This is a genomic window from Emticicia aquatica, from assembly GCF_923079645.1.
Classification (GTDB): Bacteria; Bacteroidota; Bacteroidia; order Cytophagales; family Spirosomataceae; genus Emticicia; species Emticicia aquatica.
Window position 1 is genome coordinate 257,252 of sequence record NZ_CAKLPY010000003.1, and the last position, 18,255, is coordinate 275,506.

The following is an 18,255-nucleotide window of genomic DNA, read 5'->3' on the forward strand; positions in this document are numbered from 1 at the left end:
TTAGAAAAGTAATAAGAATTTCAATAAATAAAGTAATGAAAAAAGATATTCATCCAAATTATAGACCAGTTGTTTTCTGGGATTTGTCAACAGGTTTCAAATTTTTGACAAAATCATGTGCCAATACCAAAGAAAGTATCGTTTGGGAAGATGGTAACGAATATCCAGTTTACAAAGTGGAGGTTAGCTCTGACTCACACCCATTTTATACTGGTAAAAACGTATTGCTTGATACTGCAGGTCGTGTTGATAAATTCAACAAACGTTACGGCAAGAAATAATTTTGCTTCTGTTATCAAAAAGAAAAGCCTTTCAGATTTATTTCTGAAAGGCTTTTTTAGATTGAAAATACAACTAACTTTAGTTCTTCAAATTGATTTCTTCTTCAAAAAAGGGTGTAACACAACCGAAAGTAAAATTAAAGCACCACCAATATAAAACCCAGATGTCATTTTTTCTTTTTCTCCGAAAATAAAATACGCCATAATAATTCCATAAATTGGCTCCATATTGATGGAGAGATTTAGTGTAAATGCCGAAATTTTCTTGAGTAAGTGCATCATTTCAATGTAAGGATAAACCGTACACACAAGCCCCAAAATACCTACCCAAAGCCAATCATAATGCGTTAAAGTAAGCTGATAATCAACGTCTTTTGAGAAATAAATGATGATTGGAATGTAAATCCAAGAAGAAGTAAAAGCTCCAACCATTTCATAAAATGTTACAATTTGAGCATCGTATTTTTGAGCAAATTGAGCATTAATTACCGAAAAAATTGTTGCTAACAAAGCTCCCACCAAACCAATTAAAATTCCTGTTAAGTATTGCGACTCAAACGTAAAAACGAAATACATTCCTAAAACCACCAAAACTCCAAGAAAAACTTCTACCCAACTGATTTTGGTCTTTCGGACGAATGGCTCAAGAATGCTCGTAAAAAAAGAAGTTGTCGAAAAAGTTACTAAACTAACAGCAACTGTTGAAGCACGAGCTGAACCAAAAAAACAAATCCAGTGAAAAGACATAATCGCTCCAACACCCAATAAAGGAAGTGCTTGTTTTAACGAAATTTTGAGATTTTTTTTCTGAAATTGAGCAACAATCCACATCCCAGAAGCTGCCAAAAGGGTTCGGTAAAAAACCACCCCCAATGAAGAAACTTCGGTAAGCCGCCCAAGAATGGCAGTAAAACCTAAAATAATAACAATAAAGTGTAATTTGAAGTAATCTTGTGGTAAAGGTTTGGCGTTCATGTAGGCGATTTTTATACAAATAAAACAAATATTCTTAAAACTAAACGAGCCACGTCGATTTGGCGTGGCTCGTTTATATGAAATATTTAATCAATTATTCCCTTAATAGTGTCAATTATACCATTAATTCCGCTTCTTCCAATTTTTTTTTTCGACGTTCTTCACGTCTTAGCAAAATTCTTTGTTTGAATTTCATCCAACGCTCATACAACGGAAGTTCTTCCAAAAAATTCCATGTATCATCTTTCTTACCCGCTTCTTCTTTCTTTTTAGCTTCAACAGGGTCGAAAAGCATTCCAGTACACAAACAATGCTTGCGATTGGTACGAGTAAGCACATCATAGTTTACGCAGCTTGAACAACCTTTCCAGAAAGCATCATCAGCAGGAAGCTCACTAAAAGTTGTTGGCTCGTAACCCAAATCTGAATTGATTTTCATAACAGCTAAACTGGTAGTTAAGCCAATGATTTTTGCATCGGGATATTTTGAGCGAGAAAGTTCAAACGCTTTTTGTTTGATGCGAGTAGCAATACCACTTTTACGGTATTCAGGATGCACGATTAGCCCTGAGTTTGCTACAAATTTGCCATGCTCCCATGTTTCTACGTAGCAAAAACCCATCCATTCACCTTTTTTGGTGAGGGCGATAATGGCTTTTCCTTCACGCATTTTTTCCCTTAAATAATCGGGCGAGCGTTTGGCAATACCAGTGCCTCTTGCTTTGGCACTTTCGGCCATTTCATCACAAATAGTTTCGGCCAAATGGTAGTGGCTTTCATTGGCTACTTGCACAATATATAAATCTTCGGATGTGAGTGCTGAGTTATTCATCGTCATTTATTGGGCTTTCCCTCAAACGGAGACGCTGTATCCTAAATGGTTTTAAATGAAAAAATAAGAAAACTTTGATGAGAAGGTGTTTTGCTAAGAGAGCAAAACGATTACTGCCTGATATTAATATATCGGAATCGTCGAACTGGCGATATGGGGAGACGAATATTCATTTTTCTAAAATAGGATGCAAAGATCTTAGGTTTCGCAATAATATCCAAAAGATATGCCTAATATTTTTATTTGCATCAAAATAACGAGCAAGTTTTGTTTTTAGTTCGTGAAGAAGAAAAATTCTGATAACTTTGAACAAAAATACTTTAGACTTTTGAATACTCGATTAGCTAATTTCCTCTCGGCGGTTTTGCATCCTTTGTTGATGCCTACTTTATTATTTGTGCTATTGTTTTTTCTTGCTCCAGCCCCTTTAGGAGCGGAAGCTCTTAATGTATTGTTTAAATTGGCTATAATTGGTTTTGTGTTTATTTATACTTTTGCTTTGCCTGCATACATTATTTATTCTTTGAAACGTTGGGGAATAATTAGTAGTTTGAAATTAGAAAATCTCAAAGACCGCCGACTTCCGTATCTTATTACGGCTGTAATTTATACTGCTTTGGGTTATTTTTTATATTCTAAAAACTCAATGCTTTTTCCGTGTGGATTTGTGCTTTGGAGCATCTCAGCCGTTATTTTTTGTGTTGGAATTATCAGTTTATGGTGGCAAATATCTGCTCATGCCGCTGGTATTGGCGGAATGATTGGAGCTTTGGCTGGTATTTTGGTTCAATTTGGTGAAACGAATCTTTTTTATCCTTTTCTTCTTCTGATAATTTTGGCGGGCTACCTTATTGCCGCTCGATTAGCACTCAATGCTCATACGCCAACCCAAGTTGGAGCGGGGTTTGTTTTAGGCTTTAGTTTGAGTTTGTCGGCTATTTTCTTCTTTTTTTGATTACATAATTGCCTGATAATTAGGTTTTTAAAATAAATATTGAAAAATATTCAATACTACGTGCAACATTTCGTTTTTGGCTGCGTCATTTGTTTGAAACCTTAAAAACACAGCATTTTCTGACAAACACTATATTCATTAACAAGCACTTCGACTTAGTCGAGCGATGCAAACGTGGCGAGAGTAAGGCACAGTATGAACTGTATAAGCACTACTCAAAGGCTATGTTTAGTATCTGTATGCGAATACTCAACCATGTGGGAGAAGCTGAAGATGTTTTGCAGGAATCGTTTATTGATGCTTTTGCTAAAATCGGAGATTTTCGTCAAGAATCAACTTTTGGTGTTTGGTTAAAGCAAATTGTAGTCAATAAAGCCATTAATCAGATTAGGGCAAGAAAAGTACAATTTGTTGATATTGATGAATTTGGAGGAGATGAACATGATGTTGCTGATGTCCAAACGAATGCTTATAGTGAAGAAGAAATAAAGTTTGAGGTTGAGCGAATCAAGCGAGCAATGGAGCAATTGCCAGAAGGGTTTCGAGTTGTGCTGTCATTGTATTTATTTGAAGGATACGACCACGAAGAGATAGGTAAAATTTTAGGAATCAATGAAAGTACTTCTCGCACACAATATATGCGAGCCAAGAAAAGGCTTTTAGAGATGATCAATAAACAAATGTTTTAGAAGATAATCGAAACGGAATTTTCCGAAAACATTATCAATTGTAAATTAATATTGGTGTTATGAAAAATCGTTTAGAAAGATTTGTGAGAGATAACCGTGAGGCATTTGATGACCATGAACCATCGAATGATTTATGGAAAAAAATCGAAAAAAAAACCGTTCATACAAAACCAAAAAGTAAAATTTTGAACTTAAAAGGCTTATTTGGTAATGAGCCAAAGTTTGCATTGAGGATTGCAGCAGGACTCACGGTTTTTTTGACAATTGGCTATTTTGTGTATAATTATGGAAAACCAGTTTCGCAGAATGCCGATATTATGGTTTTGAGTCCAACTTACGCAAAGGAATTGACGCAATTTGCGTCGTTGGTAGAGGAAAAGCGGGAAGAATTGAAAGAATTGGAGCAGGAAGACCCGCAACTTTACCATCAATTTGATACAGAATTGACTGCTTTAGACCAAAATTATCAGAGTTTAAAGCAAGAATTGCCTAAAAATCCGAATCAAGAAGAACTATTGAAAGCAATGATTCAAAATTTAAGTATGCAGATAGATTTGTTAAACCAACAGTTACAAATAATTCAGAAAATTAAAGAAGCAAAAAATGGAAAGACAAAAACGATGGTATGAAAAAGCTTCTCCCGCATTTCGATATTTCGATAGGCTACTGATGGTGTTTTTTTCGCTCATAACGATGACATTATACGCCAACGATGGAGAACCAGATTGGATTGAACGCAAGAAAAATATCATGTTTTCTTACAACATTTCGCCAACTGATAAAATTTCACTTGATAATCAATTTGGAGATATTAAAGTGAGTTTTTGGGATAAAAATGAAGTGAAAGTTGAAGTTACAATTTTGGCAAATGCGATGTCAGAAGAAAGAGCTACAAATTTTATCAGCACAGTAGATGTAAACGGAAAAAAAACAGATGGTATGGTAAGTATTAAAACGACTATTGACCGTGAAGATGGCAATTATAGTAATAATACTTGGAAAGGTGGAAATAATGAAAAAAATTCGTTGAAGATTGATTATCAGGTATTTATGCCCAAAGGAAATGTTTTGAAAATCAAAAATTCGTTTGGAAATGTGTTTTTGCCAACATTTACTTCTGTTTTGATGGTCAATCAAAGTTATGGGAAATTAGTGGCCGAAGATATTACAAATCCACAGTCGGATATAAGTTTGGCTTTTTGCAAAAACTCCTACATTAGGTCAATGGAGGGAGGAAAATTGAAAGCTTCTTATTCGGGCATTAAAATGGAAAGAGCAGATGATTTGATGTTTAATAATAGTTTTGGCGAAATTGACATCAAGGAAGCAGGGAAAATGGATGCAAAAATCAGTTATTCGAGCGGAATGATTGGTCTTATTAAAGAATCTTCAAATTTGAAATTAGAGTTTTCGGGTGGTTTTAAATTGGGTGGAATTGGTAAAAATGTGAAAGAATTAGGCATAAATGCGAGTTATTCGCCAGTGAGTTTGACTTTGAATGACAATATTTCTTATGATTTTGAAGTGAAAGCTAATTACGGAGATTTTAGTTATCCGCATGAACGAGGTGTTTCTTTTACGAAAAATACTGAAGCAGAGACCAAAAAAGACCACGAAAGATATTCTTTTAATCCAACCAAATATTATACTGGAAAAATAGGAAAAGGTACAGCAGATTGCAAAATTGTAGTAAATGGGAATTTTAGCAGTGTGAAATTTAAGTAATTTTTTTGTAAAAGGTGTTTTTGATAAAAGCAGTACAACAGATTGTTTGTGCTGCTTTTTTATCTTTGAGCTACTAAACCAGGAAGTGGATTTTCTGGTTTTTTGAGAATATAATGAGCCACAACTGGAAAATGGTCAGAAATATTGATTCCAGAAATGGTTTTGCAAGATTGTACTTGCCAATCAGAGCTAAAAAATTGTTGGTCGATTCGGGCATAATAGGGTTGACGGTTGAGTGTAAATCCCATGCCATGTCCTGCTTCTTCAAAAGCATTTTGGAAACTCAACTTGAGTTTTCCGTACGAATACCCGAAAGGCGTTTCGTTGAAATCTCCGCAAATAATAACTGGATATTTACTTCCCGAAACATAAGATTCCACTTCTTTCATTTGTTCGTCACGTTTTTCAAAACCTTCTTTTAAGCGACAAAAGCTATCGTATAATTCGGCAGTGAAAGTTTTTAAATACCCTTTTTTGAGGGCGTCAAAAGCTAAATTAATGCGAACTCCCATTGACCATAAATGTACATTTACAACCCGAACCGTATCTTGATGATAGGCAATGTCAGCACATAAATAGCCATTGATATTGGGCTGATTTTTTCTATCCCAAACCTTGCCATATTGCTTCAAAATTGGGTATTGTGAAAACAATGCCAAACCTATCATTTTGTTTTTATCAAAATTTGTCAGTTTAACAATTTTGTTAGGATATTGAGCTTCAACGATTGGATTAGGAGAATATTCTTGAAAACAAGCAATATCAGAGCGTAAAGCCGACCAATGACTGTTGTTTTTCTGATTTTGGCCAAAACATTCGCCATTAAAACTTAGAACTTTGAGCGATGAAATTGGACTAAAAGTATTTTCGCCATTGCCAATTCCGACCATTCGTTTGATGAGTGGAAAAGTAAAAAGTATCCAAATAAAACCAGTTGTAGCTACTATTTTTTGTTTTTTTACCAATAAATATGTAGATGCAATAAGACCCAAAAATATGGCCACAGGCAGGGTCATCATAACAAAACCCGCTATCCAATGGTCGAAAATTGGGTAATAACAGAAAGCAAGCGTAGTAAATAAATAGGTGAGAGCTAAATAAGAAAAAGGGTATTTACGGAAAATATTGACTATTGTTTGAAGCATTTTGAGGATTGTTTCGCTCAAAATTTGGGTAATTGCCAATAAAAAAACCTTGAATCCGTAGAACGCCATAGTCATATAAATTTTAAAGACGGTATATGCTTCATACACACATACCGTCTTTGAGAAATCTTAAAAGTCTTATTATTTTACTTCAAAAGCTCCTTTTCCGATTTTGAAACCTTCAGAATAAAGCTCGATGCTGTATTTGCCTTTGCTGTAATTGGCACCTTTTCCTGAAACTAAATCTACACGTTGGTCATTGTTTTCAAACGGTACAGTTTGTTTGAAGCTATAACCAATTTCTTTTCCGTCAATTTGTAGAATTCCGCCGTTGCCGTTTTCAACTACTGCTCCGTTGCCGTCTAGTACTCTGATATAAATTTCTTTGTTGTCTTGGGCTGCAATCGGGTTTGACGGCATGATAAATGAAACTCTCAATTGGTCAATTCTCGAAGCTTTGTACGCACCACCTTCACGAACTTTTCCTTTAGAAGATAATGCTGCCGCTTGAACATTAATTGCTTTCATGGCAGAAGCTAAAGTTACCTGACGTTTCAAATCATTGTTTTTAGCTGTAAAATCTTCTACTGTTTTGTTTAAAGTTGTAGATAAAACTTCTTTTTCAGTTTTCAAACTTGTGTTTTCAACCAATACTTGTTGTTTTTCGGTTTCGAGTGTTTGTGTACGAGCAACTAAAACACCGTTTTCTTCTTTCAATTTACGAATGTCGTCATCTTTTACTGCTAAGAAATTTTCGTATTCTTTGATTTTGGTTTCATATTTTTGGATTGAAAAACTAAAATCAGATTTTAATTTCTTTTTATCGTTTTCAAGCTGAGCTTTCACGGCTTCTAATTCAGCAACGCTACCGCCTAAACTTTGAACTTCAGCAATTTTTAAATCTAAAGATTTTGAAATCGAATCAAGTTTGATTTGTGTAGAAGAAAGTTGTTCAACCTTAGAAGTTAACGATTTTTGTAGCTCGAGCGTTTCGTTTCTTGCACCCATAAACAAATAGCCTAAAAGTGCTAAAATGCCTACAAGTACGCCGATTACAATTTTTAAAACTCCTTGATTGTTTGATGTTGTTGTTTCCATGGTAATAAAGTTTTGTTTTTTGATGATACAAAACAACAACACTGATGTTAAAGAGGCGTTAAATCGACTTTAAATTTAGCTTAAAATTTACGGAGCAAGCGTTATTTTTGAAACACTAAAGTAAATGTAGTACCTTCTTCGTTTGAAACCACACTGATATTTCCATTATGAAGTTTGGTAATTTGAGCAACGATAGCCAATCCAACTCCATGACCTTTTGTGGCCTTTGCGGTGGCGTTGCTTCGATAAAATGGATGAAAAATAAAAGGCAAATCTGCTTCTGGAATAATTGGGCCTTTATTAAAAAATAAAATCTTTATGGCTTCCAATGAAGCGACAAAACTGACAATAACACTATTGTTTTTGGAAAATTTGCAGGCGTTATCCATCAAATTCATTAAGGCAACTTTCAATGATGCTTCATTTCCTTGCATAATTAATGCTTCTTCTTCTTCAGGAAAATCATTAAAATCAATTTGAATGGTATAGTTTTCGTGCCACTTTTGAAGTTGACTTTTAGCATCCCAAAGTAATTCGTCAATTCGGAGCGGCACGAGTTTAATCGTTTCGGCACTAACAACGGAATTTGCCAAATCGAGCAAAGAATTAGTCAATTGTGTCAAAGTTCGAGCATCTTCTTGCAACGATTTTAGACTTTCTTCATAGACTTCTGGCGTGCGTTTTTGAAGTAATGTAATATCAATTTGGGAATAAATCTTGGTTAAAGGATTTTTGAGTTCATGCGAAACATTTGCAATAAACATTTTTTGCATCACCAATGCTTCTTCGATTCGGTCGAGAAGTTGATTAAAAGTGGCTACAAGCAAGCCAATTTCGTCGGAGCGGTTGGGGTGCTGTACTCGTTTTTCTACATTTGCAGGAAAAATCTCATTTACTTGCTTAATAATTCCTGACATCGGAGCAAGGGCTTTATCAGCAAAAAACCAACCAGATAATCCTAAAAGTAAAATACCAACCAAAACCATTACGACCAAAATTTTTCTTAAATCTTCAAGGGCTTCTTTTCCATTTTGGTCGATGGCACTTACAATAACCCAATAGCTATCTGCTCCTTTTTTGAGCTGAATACCAAGCGTTTGGTAAAATGATGCGTGGTAATAGGTTGTTTTTTTTTGTTTTTGAATGTTCGGAATAAGCTCTTTAAATAAACCTGAGTAAGGTTCTTGCGTTGAAAAAATAAGTTTATTGTTTTTTTCGTCGTACACAAAAATACTTTCATCGCTCAAAAGTTCTTTGTCGGCCATGTTGACTAATTTTAAAACGGTTGTATCGGCAGTTTGTAGGTCGAAAAGTAGCGTTGTTGTTGTTATAGCACGATCTTGTAATCGTTTAAAAAAACGTTTTTCGAGATAAAGTTTACTGAAAAAATAGACACCTATCGAAAAGAGAAGTAGAATGGCCGTTACGATAGCCATAAATTGATAGGTGAGTCGAGACCGAATATTTATCATTTCAGATAGTTGACTTGAAATACTGATAGAGAAATTAAAGCAAGATTTTGTTCATTTATACCACGTCATGCCGTTACTTTCATTACGTAACCCATGCCTATTTGTGTGTGTAAAAGTTTGACTTCAAAGTCTTTATCAATTTTTTTACGAAGAAAGTTAACGTAAACCTCAATTACGTTTGTGCCAGTATCGAAAGTTACATCCCAAATTTTTTCAGCCAATTCTACTTTTGAAATAACTCTTCCTTGATGTCTAATAAAGTATTCGAGTAACAAAAATTCTTTGGCTGTAAGCGAAATTTCTTTGCCACCACGCATAACGGTTTTGGCATCCAAGTCCATTTCTAGGTCGGCAATTTTGAGGTTGTTAGCTGTTTGAATTGAACCAAAATTTCGGCGAGTCAATGCCCTAATTCGAGCCATTAATTCTCGAAATTCAAAAGGTTTTACCAAATAATCGTCTGCTCCTGCATCAAGTCCAACAATTTTATCATCAGTTGTACCTAATGCCGTAAGCAATAAAATCGGTGAAACGATACCTTTTGCTCGAAGTTGACGGCAGAGCTCTAAACCGCTAATACCAGGCAAAATGATGTCTGAAATAATAATGGAATACTGACTGCGAGTGGCTAATTGAAGACCAATCAGCCCATCGTAAGCCACATCAACTTCCCATTGCTGTTCTTCAAGACCTTGTTTAATGAGCTGCACAGTCTTTGCTTCGTCTTCTATTACTAATATTTTCATAGTATTTATCTTCGCTTGTACGTCAAAATTATGAAAATTTAAAGATAAACGAAGAAATGTGCTGGATAATTACAACTTTATCACTTAACTATTCTTTTTCGACGGCAGTTAAGGTTACTTTTTCAAGTAAACCTGAGTCTCTTGGCTGCCAGTTTTGTGTTGTAAAATACCCATCTTTCCCTAAATTTGGTCGAAGTCTCGCTGAGACATTGATGTTATAAAACTTCTGCCAAATAATGCCTTGTTTTTCAATTGCAATTACCCGATTTGCCATTGAGTTTGAGACATTTATTATAACTGTGTTTTGGGCTTTTAATAAAGAACTTGGTACAAAAATCTTGTAACTTGGGCCAAGCAAAGTTCCTAATAATTGTCCATTAATAGTGACGGTTGCACTTTCTGCTACTTTGCCTAAATCTAGCCAATAGCCTGATGCTGAGGCAGTTGGTTTTGGAAAGTTAAGAGAATAAGACGCTGTGCCAGAAAAGTTTTTGTACGCCTCACCGTCAAGTTTTGTCCACGAACCTAGCGTTTGTGTTTCGATAGCTTTGGGTAATTCGGGGCCACCTTCAAGGAACGTTATCTTCCAAGTTCCTGTCAATTCTTGCGGCTCTGACTTCGCTTTCCAATAACTAAAGTTTGTTCCTGTGACCTTAGTTTTGTAGGTTTCTACGATACATGATTCACCCGCCGCTAGTTGCAGATAGATTTCGTTGCTTTTGGCATTGTATTTTGCCATTCCCAAAGCTTCAGTCATCGGATTGTACAGAGCGGCAGATTGAGCCGATACGCCCAATTTCACCCAACCCTCAAATGCTTGTGTGTTTTTGTTATTGATAAAATAATAGTTGCCTTTTGCATGACTTTTTCTGACAAACTGTAAGTCTTTATCAATCATAGTTTCTCGTTGAATTTCAGCAAAAAGCATCATTTCGTCTAAGTTTTCGCCCACTAATATTGACCCTTGACCAATTTTTGCTTGTTTGAAACTTGATGTGTTATTGATGAAATTAAGCTGTGTTAATAGAGCCTTGAATTTATTTCTTCTCGTTTCCAAATTTCCTAAACCTGGCACATCAGTGGGTAGTTTTTTGTGGAAAATAATGTTTGCTCCTTGTTTAGCCAAAGCGATTAATTTCTCGAAAGTTTCGAGTGGCACTTGCTCACTTTCAGCCAATAAAATGGTTTTATAGCTTACACCTCCTGTCAAAATTACTTGATTTTTTGTGCTTAAATTCCCAATTTGTTTGTCTGAAATAAAATCAAAACCGTAGCCACGGTCGATTAGCTTTTGTCCTAATTCCTTAAAGTCAGTGCCATTAAATTTGGGTGTTACGCCATCAAAATGCTCCAATAAACCTTTCGATGAAGGCTCGCTTAGGCGGTCGGTAATAGGGAAATAATATAAAACATCATTATTAGGTTTGCTATCTTGCAAGAAAGTTTGACAGCGAGCTACATATTTATTTAAAGCTCCGAAATCTTTCCAGAATGGATTATGAGGTGTAAAATGTACTGCTGCATAAAATAACCATCCAGGGAAAGTCGCATCTTTGGGCGAATAATTAGTGCCATGATAAAAAATATGGTTTACACCACCCACCATAAAAAGGTCTAAAGCTCGCTTTACATCAGCCAAATTTGATAAAAAATGTTCGTTTTCCCAAGTTGCCGACTCAGACGAAGTGAGTTTTTTGCCCATTATATTTGCTGCTGAAGAAGCAAATTTTATTCTTAACAAATCAGTTCCTTCTATTTCGGGAATGTCAACTACGCTGTATAAATCTAAAGTATTTGCGGGCGAACCATGTGCTTGATTTCTAACTATTTTTCCTTGTGCATGAGCCCATTTTGCCCATTCTGAGGTATATTTTTCGAGAATTAAATCTCCGATTGTAGTTCGATAATCGAATAAAACTCGGCGATTGGCGTCAGTATTTTCTTTGCCAAAAAGATTGGGTAAATGATTGCGAAGGTCGTAACCACGACGATTTTTGAATTCATCAAATAATGTTTCCGTCCAATCGGATTGGCCACGGGCATCGTCAACTTCGTAAGAATCATTGAAAAACGCCCGCATACTTGACAAATCGGTTTTAGCAAAAGCTTTATCGAAAGCTAAAAGATAGTTTTTAATGGCTTTTGCCGAAAAATGGTCAATGACATCTCCTTCTCCGCCTGGCCCAGCTCGTTCTACCATTTTGCCATGCCAACCTTGAAAAATAGCATAAAGTGTCCATTTTCCTGTGGGAGCTTGCCAATCAAGTTTTCCTTCTCGACTTACTTTTTCGGTCAAATTTATTATTTCGCCTTTATCCGAATACGCCATTAAAGTTTGCAATGGCAATGGTTTCTCGAATCGTACTTGGTCTATTGCTAATTCTTGCAAATTATCATTGGCTGAAATGGGATATTTCAAAGCACCGATTTCTGTCTTTTTGGGCAAAACATAGCGAAGCAATGGTGTTTGAGTAAAAATTATTTTTTCGTTGAGGGTTTCGCCTTCTTTTAATGAGTATGTTTTGTGAGCCACGTATTTGCAGGCATCTTCAGGCGTAACCCAACGACCACCAAAAGGCCAGCCCGAAGCATTAGCCAAGTCGATGCCCATACCTAAGCGAGTGCCTTCTTTGAGTGTATGTTTAAACATTTCGACCCATTTGGGCGAAAGAAAATCGATAAACTGTGACTCATAACCTTTCACACCGTAAATTGGTGTAATTTCTAAACCTCCTAAACCTACTTTTTGGTAGTTTTCCATGTTGTAAGTTAAGTCCTTTGGATTCACGGCATTGCCTTCCCACCACCATCGTGACCACGGCTTAGATTGCTGCGTGATTGGCTTCCATTTTGGTTGAGCTGCTGCAAATGTGCTTACAAAGAGCGTAAAAGCAGCGATTTTGAGTATGGTTTTGTTGAACATTTTTTGAAGTAAAGAGTAATGATGAAGGATGTGTTATTTCATTTTATAAACTTCGGCACCAGCCAACAAAAAGCAACCAACACCAAAATCATCAAAATTTGGTACTTTGTCATAAGTAACGGGTTGTCCATCTTTTGGTTCTTTACCAGTTCCTTGCACATAACCCAAAAATCCATTGGGATGCACACAATCTTTCATCATGGCATTGATAGCTTTGGCGATAATTGGATTATACTTTTTTTTGTTGAGCAAACCTTTGTTTACACCCCAAGCCATTCCGTAGGTAAATAATGCAGTTCCTGTCAATTCTTTTCCTCCAAAATCGGTTTCATCGGTGAGGCTTACATTCCAAAAACCATCACTTCTTTGTAATGGAGTAAGGGCTTTCATCATTTCTAAATATGTTTTTTCATATTCTTCTCGATGTGGAGCATTTTTGGGCATAATATCCAACACTCGAACCAACGCAGCAACTACCCAACCATCTCCACGTGACCAATAGCAACTTTTGCCCGAAGGAGTTGTATAAGGTGGGTCAAAATCTTTATCTCTGTACCAAAGTCCTTCCGCTGAATTGTATAGGCCTTTTTCGCCTTGTACTGCTTTTGTGTGCATATACATTTGATACATTTTTTCGTAATAGCGGTCGTCTTTATAAATCACACCTAATTGAGCAAAAACAGGCATTGCCATTTGTAGGGCATCAATCCAAGTCCAATCATCCTTTTTTTCGCTATTCACCATATTGTCCATGCAGGTCTTTATGTCTTTGATTCGCTCAGGTTTTGGGTCAATCAAATATAAATCAATGTAAGTTTGTCCGCAACATTGGTCATCTCCATTACGGGTGTTTGTTCCGTTACGAAGTCCCCATTTATGAGCTTCTCCCCATGAAACTGCGTAGTCATAATAACGTTTTTGTTTATCAATTTTGTAAAGAGCCATTAATCCTTCATAATAAACGCCACGAGTCCAAATATTGCTTGGACGCGTTTTGTCGATTGCCCAAATAGGTTTACTAACATCGGCCCATTCATTCATAAAATAGTTATTGGCAGCAGTTAATGATTTAAGTAATTCAGATTTATTGGGTAGTTTTTGTGCATGTAAATGAGTAAATCCAAAAAGGCTAATAATTAGAATCGCTAAGAAATGATTTCGCATTTTTTCTTAATTTAAAAATATTGTTTGAGACTTTATTGCAATTAATCTTTATTTTTTATGATAAATATAAGACGAAATGCTTTTGAAAACCCTCCTGTGGTCTCACGGATAGGCTATTTATTAAATTTTTTTAAAATAAAACAGGCAAAATATTTACTAAAGTTTTTTTTTGCACTAACTTCATCACTTCAAAATATTCACCCTGCAATACCCCCATTTAAAGTATTGCCTAAAATCTATCATTAATATATCATGCAATCTTCTCGTAGAAAATTTATTAAAGGAGTAGGAGCGGCTTCGGTTTTATTAGCAACAGATAGCTTTGCCAAACCTTTTAATATTATTAAAGACCTAAAAAAAATTAGTCCAAACGATAAAATTCGTTTTGCAACTATCGGCATGGGTATTCAAGGTAACTCAGATACAAGAGCGGCTTTACGAAACCCAGAAGCAGAATTTGTTGCAACTGCCGATTTGTACGACGGACGTTTGGTACATGCCAAAGAAGCATATAATAAAGACCTCTTCACGACCCGTGATTACCGTGAAGTTTTAGACAGAAAAGACATTGATGCAGTAATTATTGCCACGCCTGACCATTGGCACGATAGAATTAGCATTGCAGCAATGAATGCAGGAAAGCACGTTTATTGTGAAAAACCAATGGTACAACACATTGATGAAGGTCGTGCTGTAATTGAAACTTGGCGAAAAACTGGCAAAACGATGCAAGTTGGTAGTCAGCCAAGTAGTGGTGCTGCTTATGCCGAGGCTCAAAGATTGATGAAGTCAGGCGAAATAGGTGATTTGAATTTTATTGAAGCAACTTATGACCGCTATAATGCTTTGGGAGCGTGGACATACTCGATTCCACCAGATGCTTCTGCTCAAAGTATTGATTGGGATAGATTTTTGGGCGATGCTCCAAGACGTCCTTTTGACGCTACACGCTTTTTCCGTTGGAGAAATTATCGTGATTATGGTACAGGCGTAGCAGGCGATTTATTCGTTCATTTGATTACTGGAATGCACTTTGCAACAGGTGCAATTGGCCCAGAACGTATTTTTTCTTCGGGCGAATTGAGCTACTGGAAAGATGGCCGTGATGTGCCTGATGTAATGGTAACAGTGCTGGATTACCCAGAAACAGAAAAACATACTAAGTTTCAAGCGGTATTGAGAGTTAATTTTGCAAATGCGGGAGCGATTAAAAATGTCACTCGTATTGTTGGAACAGAAGGTGAAATTCTGTGGAGTGCAGCAGGCTTAACGCTTACCAAAAGAAAATTGCCGAAAGCACCAGGTTACGGAGCAGGAGAAAGTTATGCAACATTTTCTGATGCTATGCAACAAGAATTCAAGAAAGAATATGATGCGAAATACTCTGAAGCAGACCGAATTGCTCCTGCGGTGCAGGAGATAAAATTTGAAACACCTAAGGAAGACGATGCTCACGCTAAACACTTCAAAAATTTCTTTGATAATTTGAGAAAAGGTAGTCAAGAAACTTGCCAAGACCCAGTTTTTGGTTTCCGTGCGGCGGCTCCTGCTTTGGCATGTAATATTAGTTATTTCGATAAAAAAATTATCAATTGGGACCCAGTTGAAATGAAAATGAAGAAAAAATAAAAGCTTTTGCTGCTTTAACCACGGAGTTTTACCATTGGAATTAAACAATTGGTACAGCTTCGTGGTTAAATTTTCTGTAAGAAATTATAAATAAATACACAAATGATTAAAAAAACAGTTGGTCTGATTTTACTACTTTCGCTTTCTTTACAAACTTTTGCTTGGGGGCCAACGGGTCATCGAGTGGTAGGACAAATAGCAAGTTCTTATCTTTCTTGCAAGGCAAAAAGGAGTATTCGTAAAATTTTAGGTACTGAATCAGTTGCCATTTCGAGCAATTGGGCAGATTTTATTAAGTCAGATACTTCTTTTAAATACTTAGATTCGTGGCATTATATCAATATTAAAGCTGGTTTGAATAATGAGGAATTTACAAATTATTTAAACAATGATTCCGCACTAGATGCTTATACAAAACTCAATTTTTTGATTGGGGAACTAAAAAACAAAAAGACCACTCTCGAACAAAAACGATTGTATCTTCGTTTATTGATTCATATTGCTGGTGATATTCACCAACCCATGCACGTAAGTCGTGCTGAAGATTTAGGAGGAAATAGAATCAAAGCTTTTTGGTTTGCTGATGCCACAAATCTACACGCTCTTTGGGATGACAAATTGATTGAGTATCAGAAATTAAGTTATACTGAATATTCGACAAATATCAACCACGTAAGCAAAGAACAACGCCGTGAATGGCAAAAGCAACCGATGACAGAATGGTTTTTTGAATCGTATCAATTGGCCGAAAAAATATATGCTGGAGTTAAACCTGAGCAAAAATTAAGTTACCGCTATAATTTTGATAATGTGGAAATGCTTAATCAACAACTTTTAAAAGGTGGCGTAAGGTTGGCTGGCTTACTGAATGAGGTTTTTAAATAAAAACCTCATTTTAAAAAAAGGGGCAAATCTAAGCATTTGGGTGTTTTAAATTTATTTATTAAAAATTATGCTGCGTTGTGAGAAAGAGAATTATTGAGAAAATATATGTTGTATTATTGCTGACAACTATCTTTTTAGGTAGTTGTGCTGTGGTATGCGATTTGTTTTCTAAAGATACTATTTCTTGTGTCGATACTGATATTGAATTGCTCGAAGATAGCAATATGAATGATTCAAATGAAACAAGTATCGGCCATGCAAATAATAGTATAATTAATCATATTTCATTGTTTAGTTTTGACAGTTTTTTGACCCATAAAAACTGTTTTTCATATCTTCAAAATACCTACGAAATATACTTAGGGCTTACTACTCCTCCGCCTAAGTATTTATAATCATCTATTTTTTTCTTCAATTATTTTTCAAAAAATCATTTTATCCAATTTTTACAAAATAAAATCGGGTGATTTGATTGATTCATTGTACGATTCCAATAAAGAAAATTGACTTTCAAAGATTTGTTTGCGAGTCACATTAAAACGTTTTAATTTGAATGTAAACCATTGATTATCTACGTTTTAACATACATCAAAGAAGAAATTATGAAGCATATACTGTTAAGTATTTTGACAATAGCGGTGGCATTGTCATGTACCAATAAAAAAGATGAACAAAAGGTTGTTACCGAATATTTTCCTGTAACATCGCCCGTACTGATTGATACGACTTTACATACAGACTATGTGGCCGAGATAAATGCGGTGCAGAATGTGGAAATCAGGGCAAGAGTAAAAGGCTACCTCGAAAAAGTGTTCATTGACGAGGGAAAATATGTCAAACAAGGACAGGTACTTTTTAGTATCAATAATCCTGAGTTGAACGAACAGGTTGTAAAAGCTGGAGCAGTTTTAAAAAGTTGTATTACCGAGCAGAAAGCTGCCGAAATAGAACTCAATAATATCAAGCGGCTTGTTGAAAAAAATGTAGTTTCAAGCACAGAGTTGGAAGCCGCCAAAAATAAAGTAGAGATGATGAAGGCTAAAGTTGAAGAAGCTCAAGCCAATGAATCTTTCGCAAAAATACAATTAACTTATACGCAAATTAAAGCTCCGTTTAATGGAATCGTTAATCGTATTCCGAATAAAATAGGTAGTTTAATTGAAGACGGAACGCTTTTAACAAATATCTCAAACAACGGTGAAGTGTTTGCTTATTTTGATGTTTCTGAAAAAGAATACCTTAATTATAGCTCGAATTTTAGAGAAAACTCCCAACAATCGAATAATGTAACGCTTATTTTGGCCAATGGTGAAGAACATCCTTTCAAAGGAAAAGTTGAAACCACCGAAAGCGAAATTGACCAAAGTACAGGAAATATTGCTTTTCGAGCAAGATTTAATAATCCAGAAAAAATCTTGAAACATGGAGCAAGTGGAAAAGTAAGATTATTGAAAAAATACAAAAATGCTTTGATAATTCCGCAAAAAGCAACCTTCGAGATTCAAGATAAAATGTACGTTTATGTGATTGACAAAAACAATAAAGTCAAAACAAAAGCGATAACTTCAAGCCAAAGAATGCCGCATTTTTATATCGTTGATTCGGGTTTAGAAGAGAGCGATAAAATTATCTACGAAGGCATTCAAAACGTAAAAGATGGTATGACAGTAAAACCTCAATTTGTGGAAATGAATGATATTTCTAAAGAATTGAGCTATGTAAATTCACCCGAATAA

General features: G+C 35.6%; 17 protein-coding genes. 9 read left to right on the top strand and 8 right to left on the bottom strand.

The genetic code is table 11. The annotated features are described in order from the left end of the window. The first annotated feature begins 35 nt into the window (after nucleotides 1–35). Complete coding sequence (locus MJQ71_RS17880) at nucleotides 36–281, top strand: type B 50S ribosomal protein L31 (RefSeq protein WP_188766739.1); 246 nt, start codon at nucleotides 36–38, stop codon at nucleotides 279–281. Nucleotides 282–368: 87 nt separating this feature from the next. Here the strand turns inward: MJQ71_RS17880 and MJQ71_RS17885 are convergent, their stop codons facing one another. Together MJQ71_RS17885 and MJQ71_RS17890 are read right to left on the bottom strand one after the other, a co-directional pair. Then, nucleotides 369–1,256 (bottom strand): DMT family transporter, encoded by an 888-nt coding sequence (locus MJQ71_RS17885; protein ID WP_238808209.1) that lies wholly within the window; start codon nucleotides 1,254–1,256, stop codon nucleotides 369–371. A gap of 115 nt (nucleotides 1,257–1,371) precedes the next feature. After that, complete coding sequence (locus MJQ71_RS17890) at nucleotides 1,372–2,088, bottom strand: GNAT family N-acetyltransferase (protein WP_238808210.1); 717 nt, start codon at nucleotides 2,086–2,088, stop codon at nucleotides 1,372–1,374. 328 nt (nucleotides 2,089–2,416) lie between these two features. Between MJQ71_RS17890 and MJQ71_RS17895 the strand changes: the two genes are divergently transcribed. From MJQ71_RS17895 to MJQ71_RS17910, 4 genes are all read left to right on the top strand, one after another. Next, nucleotides 2,417–3,043 carry a phosphatase PAP2 family protein gene (locus MJQ71_RS17895; protein WP_238808211.1) on the top strand — a complete coding sequence of 209 codons (627 nt, stop codon included), beginning with the start codon at nucleotides 2,417–2,419 and terminating at the stop codon, nucleotides 3,041–3,043. Between the two features lie 119 nt (nucleotides 3,044–3,162). Then, on the top strand, nucleotides 3,163–3,732 hold the full coding sequence (locus tag MJQ71_RS17900) for an RNA polymerase sigma factor (RefSeq protein ID WP_238808264.1): 570 nt from the start codon (nucleotides 3,163–3,165) through the stop codon (nucleotides 3,730–3,732). A gap of 59 nt (nucleotides 3,733–3,791) precedes the next feature. Beyond that, nucleotides 3,792–4,361 (top strand): hypothetical protein, encoded by a 570-nt coding sequence (locus MJQ71_RS17905; protein ID WP_238808212.1) that lies wholly within the window; start codon nucleotides 3,792–3,794, stop codon nucleotides 4,359–4,361. Continuing rightward, nucleotides 4,336–5,457, top strand: a complete 1,122-nt coding sequence (locus tag MJQ71_RS17910) for a DUF4097 family beta strand repeat-containing protein (RefSeq protein WP_238808213.1) — start codon at nucleotides 4,336–4,338, stop codon at nucleotides 5,455–5,457. Before MJQ71_RS17905 ends, MJQ71_RS17910 begins: the two co-directional genes overlap by 26 nt. Before the next feature lie 59 nt (nucleotides 5,458–5,516). On the opposite strand, the gene MJQ71_RS17915 is transcribed toward MJQ71_RS17910, so the two are convergent. The 6 genes from MJQ71_RS17915 to MJQ71_RS17940 form a co-directional block, all read right to left on the bottom strand. After that, nucleotides 5,517–6,671, bottom strand: a complete 1,155-nt coding sequence (locus MJQ71_RS17915; RefSeq protein ID WP_238808215.1) for an endonuclease/exonuclease/phosphatase family protein — start codon at nucleotides 6,669–6,671, stop codon at nucleotides 5,517–5,519. Nucleotides 6,672–6,743: 72 nt separating this feature from the next. Then, nucleotides 6,744–7,700: a DUF8428 domain-containing protein gene (locus MJQ71_RS17920; protein ID WP_238808217.1), complete on the bottom strand. Its 957-nt coding sequence runs from the start codon at nucleotides 7,698–7,700 to the stop codon at nucleotides 6,744–6,746. 101 nt (nucleotides 7,701–7,801) lie between these two features. Next, on the bottom strand, nucleotides 7,802–9,172 hold the full coding sequence (locus MJQ71_RS17925; RefSeq protein ID WP_238808218.1) for a HAMP domain-containing sensor histidine kinase: 1,371 nt from the start codon (nucleotides 9,170–9,172) through the stop codon (nucleotides 7,802–7,804). A 65-nt stretch (nucleotides 9,173–9,237) separates the two neighbouring features. Then, nucleotides 9,238–9,918 carry a response regulator transcription factor gene (locus MJQ71_RS17930; protein WP_238808219.1) on the bottom strand — a complete coding sequence of 227 codons (681 nt, stop codon included), beginning with the start codon at nucleotides 9,916–9,918 and terminating at the stop codon, nucleotides 9,238–9,240. Nucleotides 9,919–10,006: 88 nt separating this feature from the next. Further along, nucleotides 10,007–12,841, bottom strand: a complete 2,835-nt coding sequence (locus MJQ71_RS17935) for a glycosyl hydrolase (RefSeq protein ID WP_238808220.1) — start codon at nucleotides 12,839–12,841, stop codon at nucleotides 10,007–10,009. A 33-nt stretch (nucleotides 12,842–12,874) separates the two neighbouring features. Continuing rightward, complete coding sequence (locus MJQ71_RS17940) at nucleotides 12,875–14,005, bottom strand: glycoside hydrolase family 88/105 protein (RefSeq protein WP_238808221.1); 1,131 nt, start codon at nucleotides 14,003–14,005, stop codon at nucleotides 12,875–12,877. Nucleotides 14,006–14,257: 252 nt separating this feature from the next. Between MJQ71_RS17940 and MJQ71_RS17945 the strand changes: the two genes are divergently transcribed. The 4 genes from MJQ71_RS17945 to MJQ71_RS17960 all read left to right on the top strand — a co-directional run bounded on the left by MJQ71_RS17945 (nucleotide 14,258) and on the right by MJQ71_RS17960 (nucleotide 18,255). Next, on the top strand, nucleotides 14,258–15,634 hold the full coding sequence (locus tag MJQ71_RS17945; protein WP_238808222.1) for a Gfo/Idh/MocA family protein: 1,377 nt from the start codon (nucleotides 14,258–14,260) through the stop codon (nucleotides 15,632–15,634). Between the two features lie 102 nt (nucleotides 15,635–15,736). Next, nucleotides 15,737–16,519 carry a S1/P1 nuclease gene (locus tag MJQ71_RS17950; protein ID WP_238808223.1) on the top strand — a complete coding sequence of 261 codons (783 nt, stop codon included), beginning with the start codon at nucleotides 15,737–15,739 and terminating at the stop codon, nucleotides 16,517–16,519. 77 nt (nucleotides 16,520–16,596) lie between these two features. Then, nucleotides 16,597–16,914: a hypothetical protein gene (locus MJQ71_RS17955; protein WP_238808225.1), complete on the top strand. Its 318-nt coding sequence runs from the start codon at nucleotides 16,597–16,599 to the stop codon at nucleotides 16,912–16,914. A gap of 207 nt (nucleotides 16,915–17,121) precedes the next feature. After that, nucleotides 17,122–18,255: an efflux RND transporter periplasmic adaptor subunit gene (locus MJQ71_RS17960; RefSeq protein WP_238808227.1), complete on the top strand. Its 1,134-nt coding sequence runs from the start codon at nucleotides 17,122–17,124 to the stop codon at nucleotides 18,253–18,255.

Excerpts from the sequence above, each read along its gene's own strand:
- MJQ71_RS17880 (WP_188766739.1), top strand. The coding sequence starts at position 36 with ATGAAAAAAGATATTCATCCAAATTATAGACCAGTTGTTTTCTGGGAT.
- MJQ71_RS17885 (WP_238808209.1), bottom strand. The coding sequence starts at position 1,256 with ATGAACGCCAAACCTTTACCACAAGATTACTTCAAATTACACTTTATT.
- MJQ71_RS17890 (WP_238808210.1), bottom strand. The coding sequence starts at position 2,088 with ATGAATAACTCAGCACTCACATCCGAAGATTTATATATTGTGCAAGTA.
- MJQ71_RS17905 (WP_238808212.1), top strand. The coding sequence starts at position 3,792 with ATGAAAAATCGTTTAGAAAGATTTGTGAGAGATAACCGTGAGGCATTT.
- MJQ71_RS17910 (WP_238808213.1), top strand. The coding sequence starts at position 4,336 with ATGGAAAGACAAAAACGATGGTATGAAAAAGCTTCTCCCGCATTTCGA.
- MJQ71_RS17915 (WP_238808215.1), bottom strand. The coding sequence starts at position 6,671 with ATGGCGTTCTACGGATTCAAGGTTTTTTTATTGGCAATTACCCAAATT.
- MJQ71_RS17920 (WP_238808217.1), bottom strand. The coding sequence starts at position 7,700 with ATGGAAACAACAACATCAAACAATCAAGGAGTTTTAAAAATTGTAATC.
- MJQ71_RS17925 (WP_238808218.1), bottom strand. The coding sequence starts at position 9,172 with ATGATAAATATTCGGTCTCGACTCACCTATCAATTTATGGCTATCGTA.
- MJQ71_RS17930 (WP_238808219.1), bottom strand. The coding sequence starts at position 9,918 with ATGAAAATATTAGTAATAGAAGACGAAGCAAAGACTGTGCAGCTCATT.
- MJQ71_RS17935 (WP_238808220.1), bottom strand. The coding sequence starts at position 12,841 with ATGTTCAACAAAACCATACTCAAAATCGCTGCTTTTACGCTCTTTGTA.
- MJQ71_RS17940 (WP_238808221.1), bottom strand. The coding sequence starts at position 14,005 with ATGCGAAATCATTTCTTAGCGATTCTAATTATTAGCCTTTTTGGATTT.
- MJQ71_RS17945 (WP_238808222.1), top strand. The coding sequence starts at position 14,258 with ATGCAATCTTCTCGTAGAAAATTTATTAAAGGAGTAGGAGCGGCTTCG.
- MJQ71_RS17950 (WP_238808223.1), top strand. The coding sequence starts at position 15,737 with ATGATTAAAAAAACAGTTGGTCTGATTTTACTACTTTCGCTTTCTTTA.
- MJQ71_RS17960 (WP_238808227.1), top strand. The coding sequence starts at position 17,122 with ATGAAGCATATACTGTTAAGTATTTTGACAATAGCGGTGGCATTGTCA.